This window comes from Enterobacter cloacae complex sp. 397G4 (genome assembly GCF_050031515.1).
In the GTDB taxonomy this organism is placed as follows: domain Bacteria; phylum Pseudomonadota; class Gammaproteobacteria; order Enterobacterales; family Enterobacteriaceae; genus Enterobacter; species Enterobacter hormaechei_C.
The window spans coordinates 1-11,205 of the sequence record NZ_JBLGWE010000005.1 but is presented as its reverse complement, the minus strand read 5'-3'; the positions used below and the strand labels follow the sequence as shown (position 1 = coordinate 11,205).

19 protein-coding genes are annotated in these 11,205 nt (G+C 44.3%); 15 read left to right on the top strand and 4 right to left on the bottom strand.

Annotated elements, in window-relative coordinates; translation table 11 throughout:
• Position 1: 1 nt before the first annotated feature.
• From ACQG1Y_RS26085 to ACQG1Y_RS26075, 3 genes are read left to right on the top strand one after another with little or no spacing between them, the layout of a single operon-like run.
• Complete coding sequence (locus ACQG1Y_RS26085) at positions 2 to 829, top strand: ParB/RepB/Spo0J family partition protein (RefSeq protein WP_032442021.1); 828 nt, start codon at positions 2 to 4, stop codon at positions 827 to 829.
• A complete protein-coding gene (locus ACQG1Y_RS26080; RefSeq protein ID WP_021519638.1) occupies positions 826 to 1,284 on the top strand; it encodes a hypothetical protein in 459 nt (152 codons plus the stop codon). Before ACQG1Y_RS26085 ends, ACQG1Y_RS26080 begins: the two co-directional genes overlap by 4 nt.
• 37 nt (positions 1,285 to 1,321) lie before the next feature.
• The gene (locus ACQG1Y_RS26075) at positions 1,322 to 1,858 is read left to right on the top strand and encodes a hypothetical protein (protein ID WP_032442037.1); all 537 of its coding nucleotides are present in this window, start codon (positions 1,322 to 1,324) and stop codon (positions 1,856 to 1,858) included.
• 31 nt (positions 1,859 to 1,889) lie between these two features.
• Here the strand turns inward: ACQG1Y_RS26075 and ACQG1Y_RS26070 are convergent, their stop codons facing one another.
• Entirely contained in the window at positions 1,890 to 2,318 is a 429-nt protein-coding gene (locus ACQG1Y_RS26070) for an antirestriction protein (RefSeq protein WP_408939313.1), read from the bottom strand.
• A gap of 172 nt (positions 2,319 to 2,490) precedes the next feature.
• Entirely contained in the window at positions 2,491 to 2,859 is a 369-nt protein-coding gene (locus tag ACQG1Y_RS26065; protein WP_002353166.1) for a hypothetical protein, read from the bottom strand.
• Between the two features lie 399 nt (positions 2,860 to 3,258).
• Here ACQG1Y_RS26065 and ACQG1Y_RS26060 point away from each other — a divergent pair, with 399 nt between their 5' ends.
• The 4 genes from ACQG1Y_RS26060 to ACQG1Y_RS26045 all read left to right on the top strand — a co-directional run bounded on the left by ACQG1Y_RS26060 (position 3,259) and on the right by ACQG1Y_RS26045 (position 4,744).
• Positions 3,259 to 3,723 (top strand): thermonuclease family protein, encoded by a 465-nt coding sequence (locus tag ACQG1Y_RS26060; RefSeq protein ID WP_032442020.1) that lies wholly within the window; start codon positions 3,259 to 3,261, stop codon positions 3,721 to 3,723.
• Positions 3,724 to 3,820: 97 nt separating this feature from the next.
• Positions 3,821 to 4,069 (top strand): type II toxin-antitoxin system CcdA family antitoxin, encoded by a 249-nt coding sequence (locus tag ACQG1Y_RS26055; RefSeq protein ID WP_077261114.1) that lies wholly within the window; start codon positions 3,821 to 3,823, stop codon positions 4,067 to 4,069.
• Positions 4,069 to 4,392, top strand: coding sequence for a CcdB family protein (locus ACQG1Y_RS26050; RefSeq protein ID WP_032442018.1), 324 nt, complete (start codon positions 4,069 to 4,071; stop codon positions 4,390 to 4,392). Before ACQG1Y_RS26055 ends, ACQG1Y_RS26050 begins: the two co-directional genes overlap by 1 nt.
• A 160-nt stretch (positions 4,393 to 4,552) precedes the next feature.
• Positions 4,553 to 4,744 (top strand): ribbon-helix-helix domain-containing protein, encoded by a 192-nt coding sequence (locus ACQG1Y_RS26045; protein ID WP_002353195.1) that lies wholly within the window; start codon positions 4,553 to 4,555, stop codon positions 4,742 to 4,744.
• Positions 4,745 to 4,994: 250 nt separating this feature from the next.
• Here the strand turns inward: ACQG1Y_RS26045 and ACQG1Y_RS26040 are convergent, their stop codons facing one another.
• A complete protein-coding gene (locus ACQG1Y_RS26040) occupies positions 4,995 to 5,384 on the bottom strand; it encodes a hypothetical protein (protein ID WP_002353184.1) in 390 nt (129 codons plus the stop codon).
• A gap of 105 nt (positions 5,385 to 5,489) precedes the next feature.
• Here ACQG1Y_RS26040 and ACQG1Y_RS26035 point away from each other — a divergent pair, with 105 nt between their 5' ends.
• From ACQG1Y_RS26035 to ACQG1Y_RS26000, 8 genes are all read left to right on the top strand, one after another.
• On the top strand, positions 5,490 to 5,684 hold the full coding sequence (locus ACQG1Y_RS26035) for a hypothetical protein (RefSeq protein ID WP_002361476.1): 195 nt from the start codon (positions 5,490 to 5,492) through the stop codon (positions 5,682 to 5,684).
• 315 nt (positions 5,685 to 5,999) lie between these two features.
• A complete protein-coding gene (locus tag ACQG1Y_RS26030; protein WP_002353199.1) occupies positions 6,000 to 6,767 on the top strand; it encodes a tyrosine-type recombinase/integrase in 768 nt (255 codons plus the stop codon).
• A gap of 236 nt (positions 6,768 to 7,003) precedes the next feature.
• On the top strand, positions 7,004 to 7,447 hold the full coding sequence (locus ACQG1Y_RS26025; RefSeq protein ID WP_032442017.1) for an antirestriction protein: 444 nt from the start codon (positions 7,004 to 7,006) through the stop codon (positions 7,445 to 7,447).
• 126 nt (positions 7,448 to 7,573) lie between these two features.
• Positions 7,574 to 8,257, top strand: coding sequence for a ParA family protein (locus ACQG1Y_RS26020; RefSeq protein WP_002361549.1), 684 nt, complete (start codon positions 7,574 to 7,576; stop codon positions 8,255 to 8,257).
• A gap of 90 nt (positions 8,258 to 8,347) precedes the next feature.
• Positions 8,348 to 8,599, top strand: a complete 252-nt coding sequence (locus tag ACQG1Y_RS26015; RefSeq protein WP_002353177.1) for a hypothetical protein — start codon at positions 8,348 to 8,350, stop codon at positions 8,597 to 8,599.
• Positions 8,600 to 8,746: 147 nt separating this feature from the next.
• Positions 8,747 to 8,950 carry a hypothetical protein gene (locus ACQG1Y_RS26010; protein WP_002353168.1) on the top strand — a complete coding sequence of 68 codons (204 nt, stop codon included), beginning with the start codon at positions 8,747 to 8,749 and terminating at the stop codon, positions 8,948 to 8,950.
• A gap of 170 nt (positions 8,951 to 9,120) precedes the next feature.
• Positions 9,121 to 9,408, top strand: coding sequence for a hypothetical protein (locus tag ACQG1Y_RS26005; RefSeq protein ID WP_002353197.1), 288 nt, complete (start codon positions 9,121 to 9,123; stop codon positions 9,406 to 9,408).
• Between the two features lie 78 nt (positions 9,409 to 9,486).
• Positions 9,487 to 9,936 (top strand): hypothetical protein, encoded by a 450-nt coding sequence (locus ACQG1Y_RS26000; protein WP_002353196.1) that lies wholly within the window; start codon positions 9,487 to 9,489, stop codon positions 9,934 to 9,936.
• Positions 9,937 to 10,593: 657 nt separating this feature from the next.
• On the opposite strand, the gene repA is transcribed toward ACQG1Y_RS26000, so the two are convergent.
• On the bottom strand, positions 10,594 to 11,205 hold a 612-nt coding region (gene repA / locus ACQG1Y_RS25995), incomplete at its 5' end, for a plasmid replication initiator RepA (RefSeq protein WP_032442035.1).

Here is an 11,205-nt window from a genome sequence, read left to right as displayed (position 1 = left end):
AATGTCAGAAATTAGAGTATTAAAACTGTCTCAACTGACGCCCAATAAGAAGCAGGATCGCCGCGATTGGGAAAGCCCTGTAGCGCGTGAACATATTGAAAAATTGAAAAAATCTATTGGTATGAGAATGCCGGATGGCTCGCTATACGGTATTCGTGAACGTATTGTTGTTAAGCCGGGAGCTAATGAAAATGAATTTGTCATACTTAAAGGTGAATCACGCTGGCGCGCTGGCAGTGAGCTAGAGAAAGAAATAGGAGAAGAAATAGAGACAGAGTGCGAAATAAAATCATATGATGATAAGGTTATTGAGCACCTTGATCATGCAACTGAAAACTCTCTACGCCGGGATTTAAATATCTTCGAACGTGCCTTATCTATTAAAACAGATAAAGATAATGGACTGACCACTGACCAGATAATTGCAGCTCATGGTTTATCTAATAAAACAGTAGTCAGTAAATATATGAGCGTTTTTCGACTCGCCAAGCCTAAGCAGAAATTAGTCCAAGAGTCATTTATTGGCGATCTTAACCTTATCGGAAAATTAGATAAGGTAGCCGAAGATGATATGAAGGAGCTACGGCAGCGGCTTGAAGGTGGTGAAACGGCTAAAAAAGTGATTAACGAGCTGCTTAACAGAAGCAAGCCTAAACAAGAGAAAGAGCCTCAATATCGCTTGGCTTTATCCCGCTCGCAGTATTCAGCCATTTTGTCACTGTTGGATCTCAATCCTGAGGATATTGACAACCCGGAAGAAGATATTGCTGAGTTACTACGAAACCGCTTAGAAGAATTGTCCGACACCGAAGGAACTGACGGACAATGAGCAAATTGATTCGACTCGCAACCCCTGCCGATTACGCTTTTAATCAGGATATTGGCCTATGGGAACTCGCTTTCGACAAACGCCCTGTGAAGGGCGTTCGCTGTAACGATCCTGTTGATGGGGCATACGAGTACAATCAAGGTAGATTAAAGTTTGTGGCAGCATTGGACAACACCAAAAAGAACGTACAGCGATTTGATTTTGAGGCTGTACTTCAATGGGCGGCGCAGCATGGATCGCCTACTCAATGTCAGTTTGTTTTGAGATTACTACAAGCGCCTAATTCTGATGAATATAAAAGAATAGCATTAGAATTCATAACCAAAGAGCGCGAAAATTATCCACTTCATTTGGATATAGCTATTTTTTTCACCGGGATGCAAAACAGGCTGACAACCAAACATGACCTAATAAACATTGTCAAAAGCAGAGCTGATTATGGAAAAGATAGTTAAAATCCCGATTACATTTCACGATATAGTTAATGTGTTAATGTGGGATGATGATTTTAATAAAGATAATGTAACTAGCCGTGTTCCTTGCGGCAAGAAAATTTCTTATTGGTTAGCCCGAGCCTTTACATTATCCAATATAAAAAAATATGCTGATAAAAGTCAGTACGCATTGGCAGTGTATTACAAGGAATCTTTACCCAATACAGAGACTACGTTAAAAGAGTTACAGGATTTCTATTTAGGCCAAATAAAATCACTAAAAAAATCCCTAAAGAATAATCCAATAAGCGCTTCTCTTGATTTATCAGCTTTCATTAACCCAACGAAAATAACGGTTGGCGTTATGCCCTGCCCCCCTGTTCTGATGTTCGTTCGCGTCAATATTCTGTGCGATGAAGCTCATGGTGAACTCCGAAAATTATATCAGTGCGGAAATATAACTAAGAGTGAATATTTCAGGCAAAGACGGGAGTTGTTCAGACCTATCAACCGCTTTCGTTCAGAGTTCGCCAGTAGCGTTAGCGAAGCGGGTAAACTGGCTCGCTCCCTGACAGAGAAAAAAACCGGGGAATAATTTCCCCGGTGATCTGACCGTTCGGCCAGTATTAGTCAATAGCAGCTAATATATGGCCGCTCTCTTTATGCTCATATGCAAAATCCTTAAGATGTACATACAACTGATAAAGACCTTGATCCTGAGTCTTAGCAACCAGATGCCATAAGGCAAACAATGTTGCCGTAATTCCAGCGGCCTCCGCACTCATATCACCTTCATAGTAATTACCTGACCATGAGCAATGATATGTTTCCTGATCCGTTGGGGACATAAAGAAAGCACCATTGGTTACGTGGTGCATTTCCCAATGCCCTCCGCAATACTCATCTGATAGTTTATCCATCATGGTGTAAAGCAGCCCCTCAAACAGCATGACATTACGCGGCGTTTTCAGATATGAAGGAAGAAAACGCATACGCTCTCTGTGTGAGGCCACAACAGATTCAATTACAGGGATAGCGCTATTGGAAGTATTCATACAGATACCCTCTTTATAGGGCGTTCTGCGCAGCCAAAGGCCACGCAGTAGCCTTTGGGAAAGAATTAATGTGGGGTTAGAAGCCAGTGAAACCCCGTTCTGGCTTTTACAGTGTAAGCCTGATTCAGAATAAAAAAAAGGGATTGAGTATAAACTCAATCCCTACGATCACTTATGCTTTATCAGCTAAGTGTTTTCTGTACTTTAATACAACGTGTTCCACGTCTAAATGAACAAGAGCTTCACGTTTGAGCATGAAGAATGTTACATCAGCAGTGCGTGTATCAGGATACAGGCAAGCATGGATAACAACGCGATCAAAAAGCCAAGCACGCTTGTAAACTTTCGGATCGGTAAAATCATCCAGGTTTAGTTTTTGCAGAACGGATCTGCGTTCGCTTAGATAAGCATCGAGGTTCTGGTATGAATCGCGCCCGGTGTATTGCAAAGTAATAACAGAACTATCAATTTCTGCTTCTACACATTCACAATTAAGACGGGTTTGAAAGTCATAGATAGGTTTTTCGAGATTATCGAACATGATGTTACCTCATAGGGCAAATCATCACGCAGCCAAAGGCAGCGTAATGATTGCCTTTGGTCGATGTGTTTAGAAAGTGCGTTTCAACCGGGTATAGCGCACGTTGTCCGGTAAGGTAATCATAGCAAACTCACGTTTGTTCAACAAGTTATACAAGCTGGCATTTCTCTAAAAATGGTGTTAGTTTGTAAACTATTTAGTATTACATAGGAAGAAATTGAAAATGAAATCACTAACTATATCGATAATAATTGTATCAATGATTACTGCTTCCTTTCATGTTTTAACAAAGCAATATTACGATGCGTTACTTACATTATTTATTGCCAGTGTAATAACTTACCTTATCCAAACAGGATTTAAATATATTAGCAGATTTAAAAATGAAGGAAGTAAATAATGAAATTTAAGTTTCTATTTTTATTAATAGCATTACCGTTAAGCGTACTCGCAGATATTGAAGGGAAAGTCGTTAGGATTCTCGATGGTGATACCTTAGACGTCCTTCAAGAAGGTAATAAAATAAGTAGAATACGGCTTGAGGGTATAGATGCACCTGAAAAATCACAACCTTATGGTCAACGCTCACGACAAATGTTAACCATGCTGACTGCTAATAAATGGGTAAATGTAAAATCACATGGCAGTGATCGTTATGGTCGTATTCTTGGGGAGGTATACTCTCCCGATAGTATTAATGAAAAGATGGTTACTACCGGCATGGCATGGGCGTACCGTTATCACGGAAAACCGACTAATGAAAAATATGTAACATTAGAGAATAAAGCTCGCTCTGAAAAAAAAGGGATTTGGTCTGATCCTAAAGCTGTTGAACCTTGGAAATGGCGAAGAGCTAATAAATAAGTTCATACTATAAAAATCGATTAAAGCAGGATGCTTGATTGTTATCCAATCATCCCTCATACTTATGCGCATACCATTGCGCATAGGAGTAAGCACCATGAATACTGCCGCTTCCACCCGTAACAGCACCAAAAGAAGCACTAACGTATACCTGACAGCCTCACTGGTTGATAAAGCCCGGAGTATGGACATGAACCTGTCGGCAACACTGGATACCCTTCTCGCTCAAGCAATTGAAGCAAAAAATGTTGAGCGTGAAGAAGAAAAAAAAGATATGCAAGCCATGAACCAATTTATGGCAAAGGCTGGAATGCTAACAGATGACGATTTCTTTGGGAGTCTGTAATGCCAAAGCAATTTGATGTATACCGCAATCCATCGGCCAAAACGAATAAACTTTGGCCGTTCTACCTTATTCTCCAGAATGATTACTTTGACGACTTAACGACAAGGATTGTCGTTCCTCTGGTATCGAAAAATGATATTGACCTAAATAAGAAAAGAATAAATCCACTTGTTAAAATTAATAAATCTGATTTCTATGTATTCTTACCTGCAATAACATTTTTAGAGGCGAAGAAAATAAATAATAAAGATTTTATATGCAATATAGCCTCATCCAGAAATGAAATCATTTCTGCTCTTGATGCCATTGTTACGAACACCTGATCCCGCATAAAAAAAGTCGCCAGTAACGGCGACTAAACCAAACCTTCCCTGATGTTGCTATTTTTTGCATTTTGACACTATATAGGCACTATTTGCAACCAGTTTAATCTATCTAGCAGCCCTTTACACTAGTTTCATTTCACAATGGAACCTTAACGTTATGGCTGAACCCTTTCTGAAAAACCGCCGCCGCTTCACGTCCTCGCTCGACAATCATCTCGTACCGCTGTTCGACGAGCTGGCCGCCAAGACTCGCATCCCTAAAAGCCGACTACTGGACGAGGCCATAAGCGATTTACTGCTGAAGCACGGCGTTCCGCCCACAAACAAGGACGAGAAGAACGATAACTAAAACCGCGAGACTGACACGAAACTTGTTTTCGTGCGGTCGAGGGGTTGACCGAGCCGCATCGCGGCGCTGGTAAGCCAGAAAATAGATCTGATTGAAATGCTATCATTCTGAATGGTGCCGGTCGGTTGGCCGCCGCAAAAATGATAGCGAAAATTCCCTACTTGATGCGCTGCGGAGAGAGAAAGTGATAGCAGAACGGGGAATCCCCTTTCCCGTTCTGCTTACTGGATAACTTTTAAATGAGTTAACGTCACTTGTTTCGATACCAGTTAATCAGGTATCCCACTATCAGGATCACCACAACAATCAGGAACTGATAACCGCCAACACCATACCACGGTCGATCATCGAACATGTTTAGCTCGCGAGCGCGGCCTACAACACCACCGAACTGCGCTTTATCGGCAACATAGTTCAGCATGGGAAACGTCCCCACAATAAACCATGCAACAAGAACTGTGTTCATCAACCAATTTGGTATCAGATCCATAAAATCAGCCAACGAGTTATTATGCCATGAGTAACGCCGCGCCTCACTGAAATGGTAATACCACGCAACGGCAAGACATAATCCCCAAATAATTACTGATAAGATCAGTGCCGTTACAAAATGCACTCCATCGGTAATCTGATCGAACATAGCCTACTCCTCTATTTTAAGTATGCACTGGCACTCATTTAACCATGATTCATATGATTACTAACGTATATAATCAGAATAAATTTTGAAAGAGTGAAGGTGAATATGCTGCTTCCGTTCCTTACAGGTCTTTTTATGTTGTCTGGCGGTTTTTTAGCGTTATCCATAATCCCAAAACCAAACCGTGCTCTGCGTAAACTAGCCGTGTTTGTGATGACAATAGGATTCAGCCTCGCGCTGGCAATCACTGTGGCCTATTTCGCAGTTAACACGCTGACATCAGCAATTCATCCTGTTTAGCCCTGTTCGGTAAAACGCCCATTCCACCGAACCGCCGCACTTATCGGCCCCGTTTCTGTGGATAACGCTATATGTTGTATCGGTCGCAGCTGACGGACATACTATATATTGTGTCGGGCGGGGCGGGTTTCTTTCAACCGTGGGGGTGTGTTTGTGTCTGCCCCGCCCCGGCCATTCGGTTAAACTCCGTAACGGGGTGATTTAACCGTCCACGATTTACGGCCAGCGGAGTTTTTACCCGCGCCCGGTTTTCCGGTTTACGTCAGAATAGATACGTAACAGTCACGTAACCGGCATTGAGCGGAGATTAAAAAATTGACCACATTACCCCGCGAAATCTTGCAGAATTCACGTAGCGTCGCTTCGGTACATAACGTTCCCCCTGCCGTGCCGGTGGGAATGGATTACACGCTGGCTTATGCCCTGCGCCAGCTCGCAGCCGCCACGACAGGATACCCGCGCTATCTGCTTGCCCCGGAAGTGGCCGTGTTACTCGATGCCGTTGCAGACCTGCGCCAGCGCATGTTGTTTGACCTTATCTGGAACACCGGCGCACGGATCAATGAAGCGCTGGCCGTCACCCCGGAAGATATTGTTCTCGATGCCGCGAGGCCGTTCGTGGTGCTGCACACCCTCAAACAGCGCCAGCAGCCGCGCCCCGGACGGCCACGCAAAAATCAGCCGGTAAAACGGGCTGTACCACTGCTGGATGAAGCCTTTACGGTAAGGCTGCGTGACCATCTGGCGACATTTACACGCCACCGGACTAAACCGGTATGGGGGATAACAGACGACACCGCCCGGAACTGGATGAATATCGCACTGGATGAATGCCAGCAGCACGGAATACGCTTCTCCATTCCGGGGATCACCCCCAAAACACTGAGACATAGCTTTGCTATGCATCTGGCGATGCATGGTGCGCTTCCCGCTACATTACAGGCATATATGGGACACCGGGATTTTAAGAGCACACAACACTACCTGAGGGTGTTTGCCCTCGATGTGGGGATAGGCCGGAACCGGGGAATACAGTTTACATTCCCGCCAGATCCCGCAATGCTTTCAATGTTGACACCCTAACAACAGAACCGGAAAGAAAACCTTTCAGGACTCCATAAGATTTCCTTTGGATTTCTTATAGATTTATAATGGATTCCCAATGTACTTCCCTCTTCATATTGGACGTTTTTACGTCACCTTGCTATCATAGGACACCGGCTAACGTGCGCTATACCCGGTTGAAACGCACACTTAATCCCTTCATGCCACGGCGAACCATATCGCCAGTGGCGATATGGTTCCCACAAGGAGCCATTATGAAACATACCTCAAACCCCCCAACCACTCAGGGCGAAGTCTTTACTCGTAATCTCATGGCAGAACTGTTAGAGGATACCGAGCATCGCAGTAAAGTTGTCATGCTCCAATTTCTTATTGAAACGTTCTATGAAATGCGAATTACTGGTACTACCATTCCAGAAAGTCAGGAATGGGGGTTACAGCATGTAACAGACAAAGGCTTCTACCTGTACCCTTTGATAAAGAAAGTCTATCTGGTCAGATTCGATAACTTCTCTATCTCGCTGGATAATCAGCAACTGGGGCTAGGCGTAACACTTGACGTTTTGTCGCTCGTTGCGGGTGAATCAAGTGAGCCAGCAATCTATCAGGCATACAAGGAGCTGAGGGAATACATCCTCTCTCATGCCGATACGCTAGAGGGCGCGTATACCTACGCTAAACTCTCTCACTCTCTCTAATCACTGGTTTAGGCCAGATCGCCGGACTGTTAAACAGTCCGGTTTTTTTTGGGTTTTGGGATACCCGAGGGATTTCCAAAGGAAACACAAAAGATTTACTTTGCACACCTTAAGGATTTATGTAATATGACCAAAGGAATCACTAAACAGGGGTGCGTAACAATGGCTATATATGCAATTTCGATCTCAAAAGGTGGGGTTGGAAAAACTACATCAGGTGTACATATCATTGATGAAATTAATCCAGATGTAGTGTTCGATCTGGATTTACATAACAGCCTGAGCGTAATCAACAGACTGCGCCCGGACGATAAAAAATGGCCGATAGTGACCGTTTCAGATAAAGCGGAATTATTGGCACATCTTAAGAAAGTAGATGAGGAAGGGAAAACGGCTGTTATCGACTGCGGCGGGTTTGATGCTGATATTAACCGCGTTGCGATAGCCGTTGCTGACGTGATAATCGTTCCGGCCAATGACGATGTTACTGAGCAGATCGGTTTGGCTACCTTCGATACCGTTCTGGCTGAAATCTCAAAGCAGACGGGCAGAGATATACAGGCTCACGTTTTGATGTGTAAAACGCAACCTAACCAGAAACACTTCCCGGACATGGACGACACCATGAAAAAAGTTCAGCACATGACGTTACTGAACGGGAGACTGTCATACCGCAAAGGCCGCTATGGGTTTACAGACTCACTACGAAAAGGAATGGGAGTGACACAAATTAAGCATGGCCGTAGCTCACAAGCAGGGCGAGAAGTTATCGAACTGGTAAAAGAGTTACGGGCTTTAGCTGAAAGCTGAATTTGATGTACAATGGGAATCCGTAGGAAATCTATAGGATGTATTTTAGGTTTCCTATAGATACCCTTAAGAATCCCAAGAGGTTTCCAAATGAAAAATAAACAATCTATCTTCGATGCCGCTCTCAATATTGGAAATGAAGCGCCTCTACAGGTTAATACTGAAAAGAATAATGCAGCACCGGCACAACGTACAGTGCGTACAAAAACACTGAAAGCGATCCCAACAACATATTTTGACGCCCATCAGAAGCTGCGAGATACGAACAAAACAAATCTGGATTTCTCCAATTACATTATGGAAGCATTACGCGAAAAGTTGGAAAGGGAAGGGGGGATCTAGGATTTCATTAAATTTCCTAAGTATTCCCTTGGGGAATTCTTAGGATTCCTTTTGGATGTATAAAAGAGGTATCACATGAGTCAGCATAGACTAACCGGATTAACTCCCGGTGGGAAAGTTGACGTTCTGCTAGGTTGGGACAGTCCAATGTCATGGTTTTTTTTGGTGATCGAGCCAGAAAGCGACGAACCTCTGTATTCCAACCTCTACGAACAGCACCCGGAGTCACTTGATTTGGCACACTTTCAGAAGGTGCTTGAGCGATTCGGGATAAAGAATATCAACTTGTCACCCGGCCATGAATCCGGCCTTTATGAGCTACTGCAATCAGAGCGAGTTGCAAACAAATAACTCAAAGAGTCCTTACATAAATCCTACGGATTCCCCAAGGATTCACCAAGAAAACCTGTAGGATTTACATAAGATACCTTAGAGAATTTATGTGATGTGCCTGATATAGTTTACCAGTGGATCAACAGAAAGCCGCCAGTTCTGGAAGGCTAGTATTCACTAAGGTAACGATGAGACTGCAAGATGTTGCTGTTATTGCTACCCGCTTCCCTGATGCAGACTTTTGGGTAGTGCGTAGAGGCTCTTTAAAATCCGTGGGGGAACCAACCTATACATTCAATCCAGAGCATATAGGAATAAAGGTATTCAGAACAGATATTGTTCTGCCTAGATATCTTTACTACTGCCTGATGCACATTCACTCATCGGGCAAATGGGAACCCTTAGCCACGGGTACACTGGAGCTGGTAAACATCCGTGTTTCTGATATTAAGCATATCGCGCTAAAACCGCTCTAAACCTAACGCGTAAGCACGCTACTAAAACAGGGCAGTAACATACTGCCCTTTCTTTTAAATCGTTGTGAGGGGCTTTTAATGACGATAACAATCGAGTTACCAGATACCAATGAACAACGCCTGATTTTGCTTCGTGATGGTGTCGAACGTGGGTGCAACGCACTGCGGAATAACCTAAATGCTCCGCGCTATGGATCTGTGCCCGATTTCAACGCGGCCATATACGGTGATAAACATTTACTGAGGGAGAACGAGGGATGGCAAGCACCGGCACCGGAACTTATCCGTGCGTGGTTCGGGCAATTCCAGACAGTGTTCACTGAGTACGACAGTGAAGATAAGCTGGCCGCATTATTGGGTTTACACGGCAAACAAGCCGGACGCCGTATACGCGCTTTCAAAAGCGGCGAAATGCCTATTCCATACGGGATCTGGCGACATTTTTTGGTGCTAACTGGCCGTGCGAGCCAAGAAATTATTCCGGTATTAGGTATCTTCGACATGACACCTAAAAACGGCCACCAATGAACCTCCGCGCGTCCTCCTTTCTTTGTTAATCCTGACGATCTTACGCTTCCTCGCTCATTCGCTCGCGCTGCTCGGTCATGAGTCTGCGGCGAGCGTTGCCGGTTTTAACTTAAAATAGGCACGTAAACGCCATTCCTGAGGCGATCAGTTGTTTTTCCATCCTGACATATACCCTAATACCTAAAACGTTTCTGTGAGCGTTAGAAGCGCAATTTGCCCCTCCTTCCTGTAAGACCGGGTTTTGAGAAGCCACGGAACGTAAAGCGGTGTTGTTGGTTGATGGTCGGAGACAAAAGGAATGTTCAGCGATTTGCCCGCTTGCGGGTGCTACTTAGGAGCGTAGCGACAAACCGAACCGGCGCGACGTTTACGTCGCTGCAAGGGCGGTCACTTATCCAGAGCTGTAAGGCTCTTATATTTATATTTCTTGTTCTCTAAAAGAAAAGGACTGTCTCCACGCATCTAACCTTCTGATTGCATACAATAAAAAAAACCATTTGCATCTATATGTTCATAACTTATTTAAACGGATCTCAAAACGGTTTTTTCAGCGTGGTAAGTCGGGGGGAATAGCGTGTTGGTGACTACTTATTGACCAGAGCCATGTTAGAGGCGTAGCAAAGCCTCCGTTGATACGGATAAGCTGAAAAAGGTAGGTCAGGCGGTGTTAGGGTCGTCAGAACTGGCGACGGTACGGTAATACATGATGCGCTTATTCAGAAGGTGTTTCACCGAAGCTAAATCGATACCTTCATGCAATCCCTGCCGGATTTCACTTTGAATCTGCTTGGCAACCATATGCCGCAGCTCTTCATCTTTTTTCGCCACAGCAACCTTGGCCGCTCTCTGAATTTTCTTCATTTCCTGAGAGGCTTTACGGCGCTTCCAGGTAGTTTCGAGATACTGCTGTTTCTGGCGTCTACGTGCTTCTGTAAGGCTGATCGCGGCTTCCCCCTTCTTTAACAGTCCGCGATTTATCCATGCTAACTGTTGATTTTGTGCTCTTTTAAACGCATCCGCGCCTACACCTATAAAATCGAAAAACAGTTCCGTGACTTCTATTTCAGCAGGGAAATACTGCTTGGTGACTTTATCCCAAATGAGCTTGTACTGGATCAATCCCCACGCGGCCAGCGTGTGTGCCGCTCGGGTAGCACGAGTGATTGAGAGATTACCGGCTTTTGAAACCGTCGCCAGTCCCGCTTCATTCGCTAAGGTTGTAAAACAAGCCGGAATCGTGCCTGAGGCAATATGAAGGTGATAACACAT

Coding starts and splice junctions, on each gene's coding strand:
- ACQG1Y_RS26055 (WP_077261114.1), top strand. CDS start 3,821: ATGAATACTGCCGCTTCCACCCGTAACAGCACCAAAAGAAGCACTAAC.
- ACQG1Y_RS26040 (WP_002353184.1), bottom strand. CDS start 5,384: ATGTTCGATCAGATTACCGATGGAGTGCATTTTGTAACGGCACTGATC.
- ACQG1Y_RS26085 (WP_032442021.1), top strand. CDS start 2: ATGTCAGAAATTAGAGTATTAAAACTGTCTCAACTGACGCCCAATAAG.
- ACQG1Y_RS26025 (WP_032442017.1), top strand. CDS start 7,004: ATGAAACATACCTCAAACCCCCCAACCACTCAGGGCGAAGTCTTTACT.
- ACQG1Y_RS26000 (WP_002353196.1), top strand. CDS start 9,487: ATGACGATAACAATCGAGTTACCAGATACCAATGAACAACGCCTGATT.
- ACQG1Y_RS26080 (WP_021519638.1), top strand. CDS start 826: ATGAGCAAATTGATTCGACTCGCAACCCCTGCCGATTACGCTTTTAAT.
- ACQG1Y_RS26015 (WP_002353177.1), top strand. CDS start 8,348: ATGAAAAATAAACAATCTATCTTCGATGCCGCTCTCAATATTGGAAAT.
- ACQG1Y_RS26035 (WP_002361476.1), top strand. CDS start 5,490: ATGCTGCTTCCGTTCCTTACAGGTCTTTTTATGTTGTCTGGCGGTTTT.
- ACQG1Y_RS26050 (WP_032442018.1), top strand. CDS start 4,069: ATGCCAAAGCAATTTGATGTATACCGCAATCCATCGGCCAAAACGAAT.
- ACQG1Y_RS26020 (WP_002361549.1), top strand. CDS start 7,574: ATGACCAAAGGAATCACTAAACAGGGGTGCGTAACAATGGCTATATAT.
- ACQG1Y_RS26060 (WP_032442020.1), top strand. CDS start 3,259: ATGAAATTTAAGTTTCTATTTTTATTAATAGCATTACCGTTAAGCGTA.
- ACQG1Y_RS26075 (WP_032442037.1), top strand. CDS start 1,322: ATGTGGGATGATGATTTTAATAAAGATAATGTAACTAGCCGTGTTCCT.
- ACQG1Y_RS26065 (WP_002353166.1), bottom strand. CDS start 2,859: ATGTTCGATAATCTCGAAAAACCTATCTATGACTTTCAAACCCGTCTT.
- ACQG1Y_RS26070 (WP_408939313.1), bottom strand. CDS start 2,318: ATGAATACTTCCAATAGCGCTATCCCTGTAATTGAATCTGTTGTGGCC.
- ACQG1Y_RS26045 (WP_002353195.1), top strand. CDS start 4,553: ATGGCTGAACCCTTTCTGAAAAACCGCCGCCGCTTCACGTCCTCGCTC.
- ACQG1Y_RS26005 (WP_002353197.1), top strand. CDS start 9,121: ATGAGACTGCAAGATGTTGCTGTTATTGCTACCCGCTTCCCTGATGCA.
- ACQG1Y_RS26010 (WP_002353168.1), top strand. CDS start 8,747: ATGTCATGGTTTTTTTTGGTGATCGAGCCAGAAAGCGACGAACCTCTG.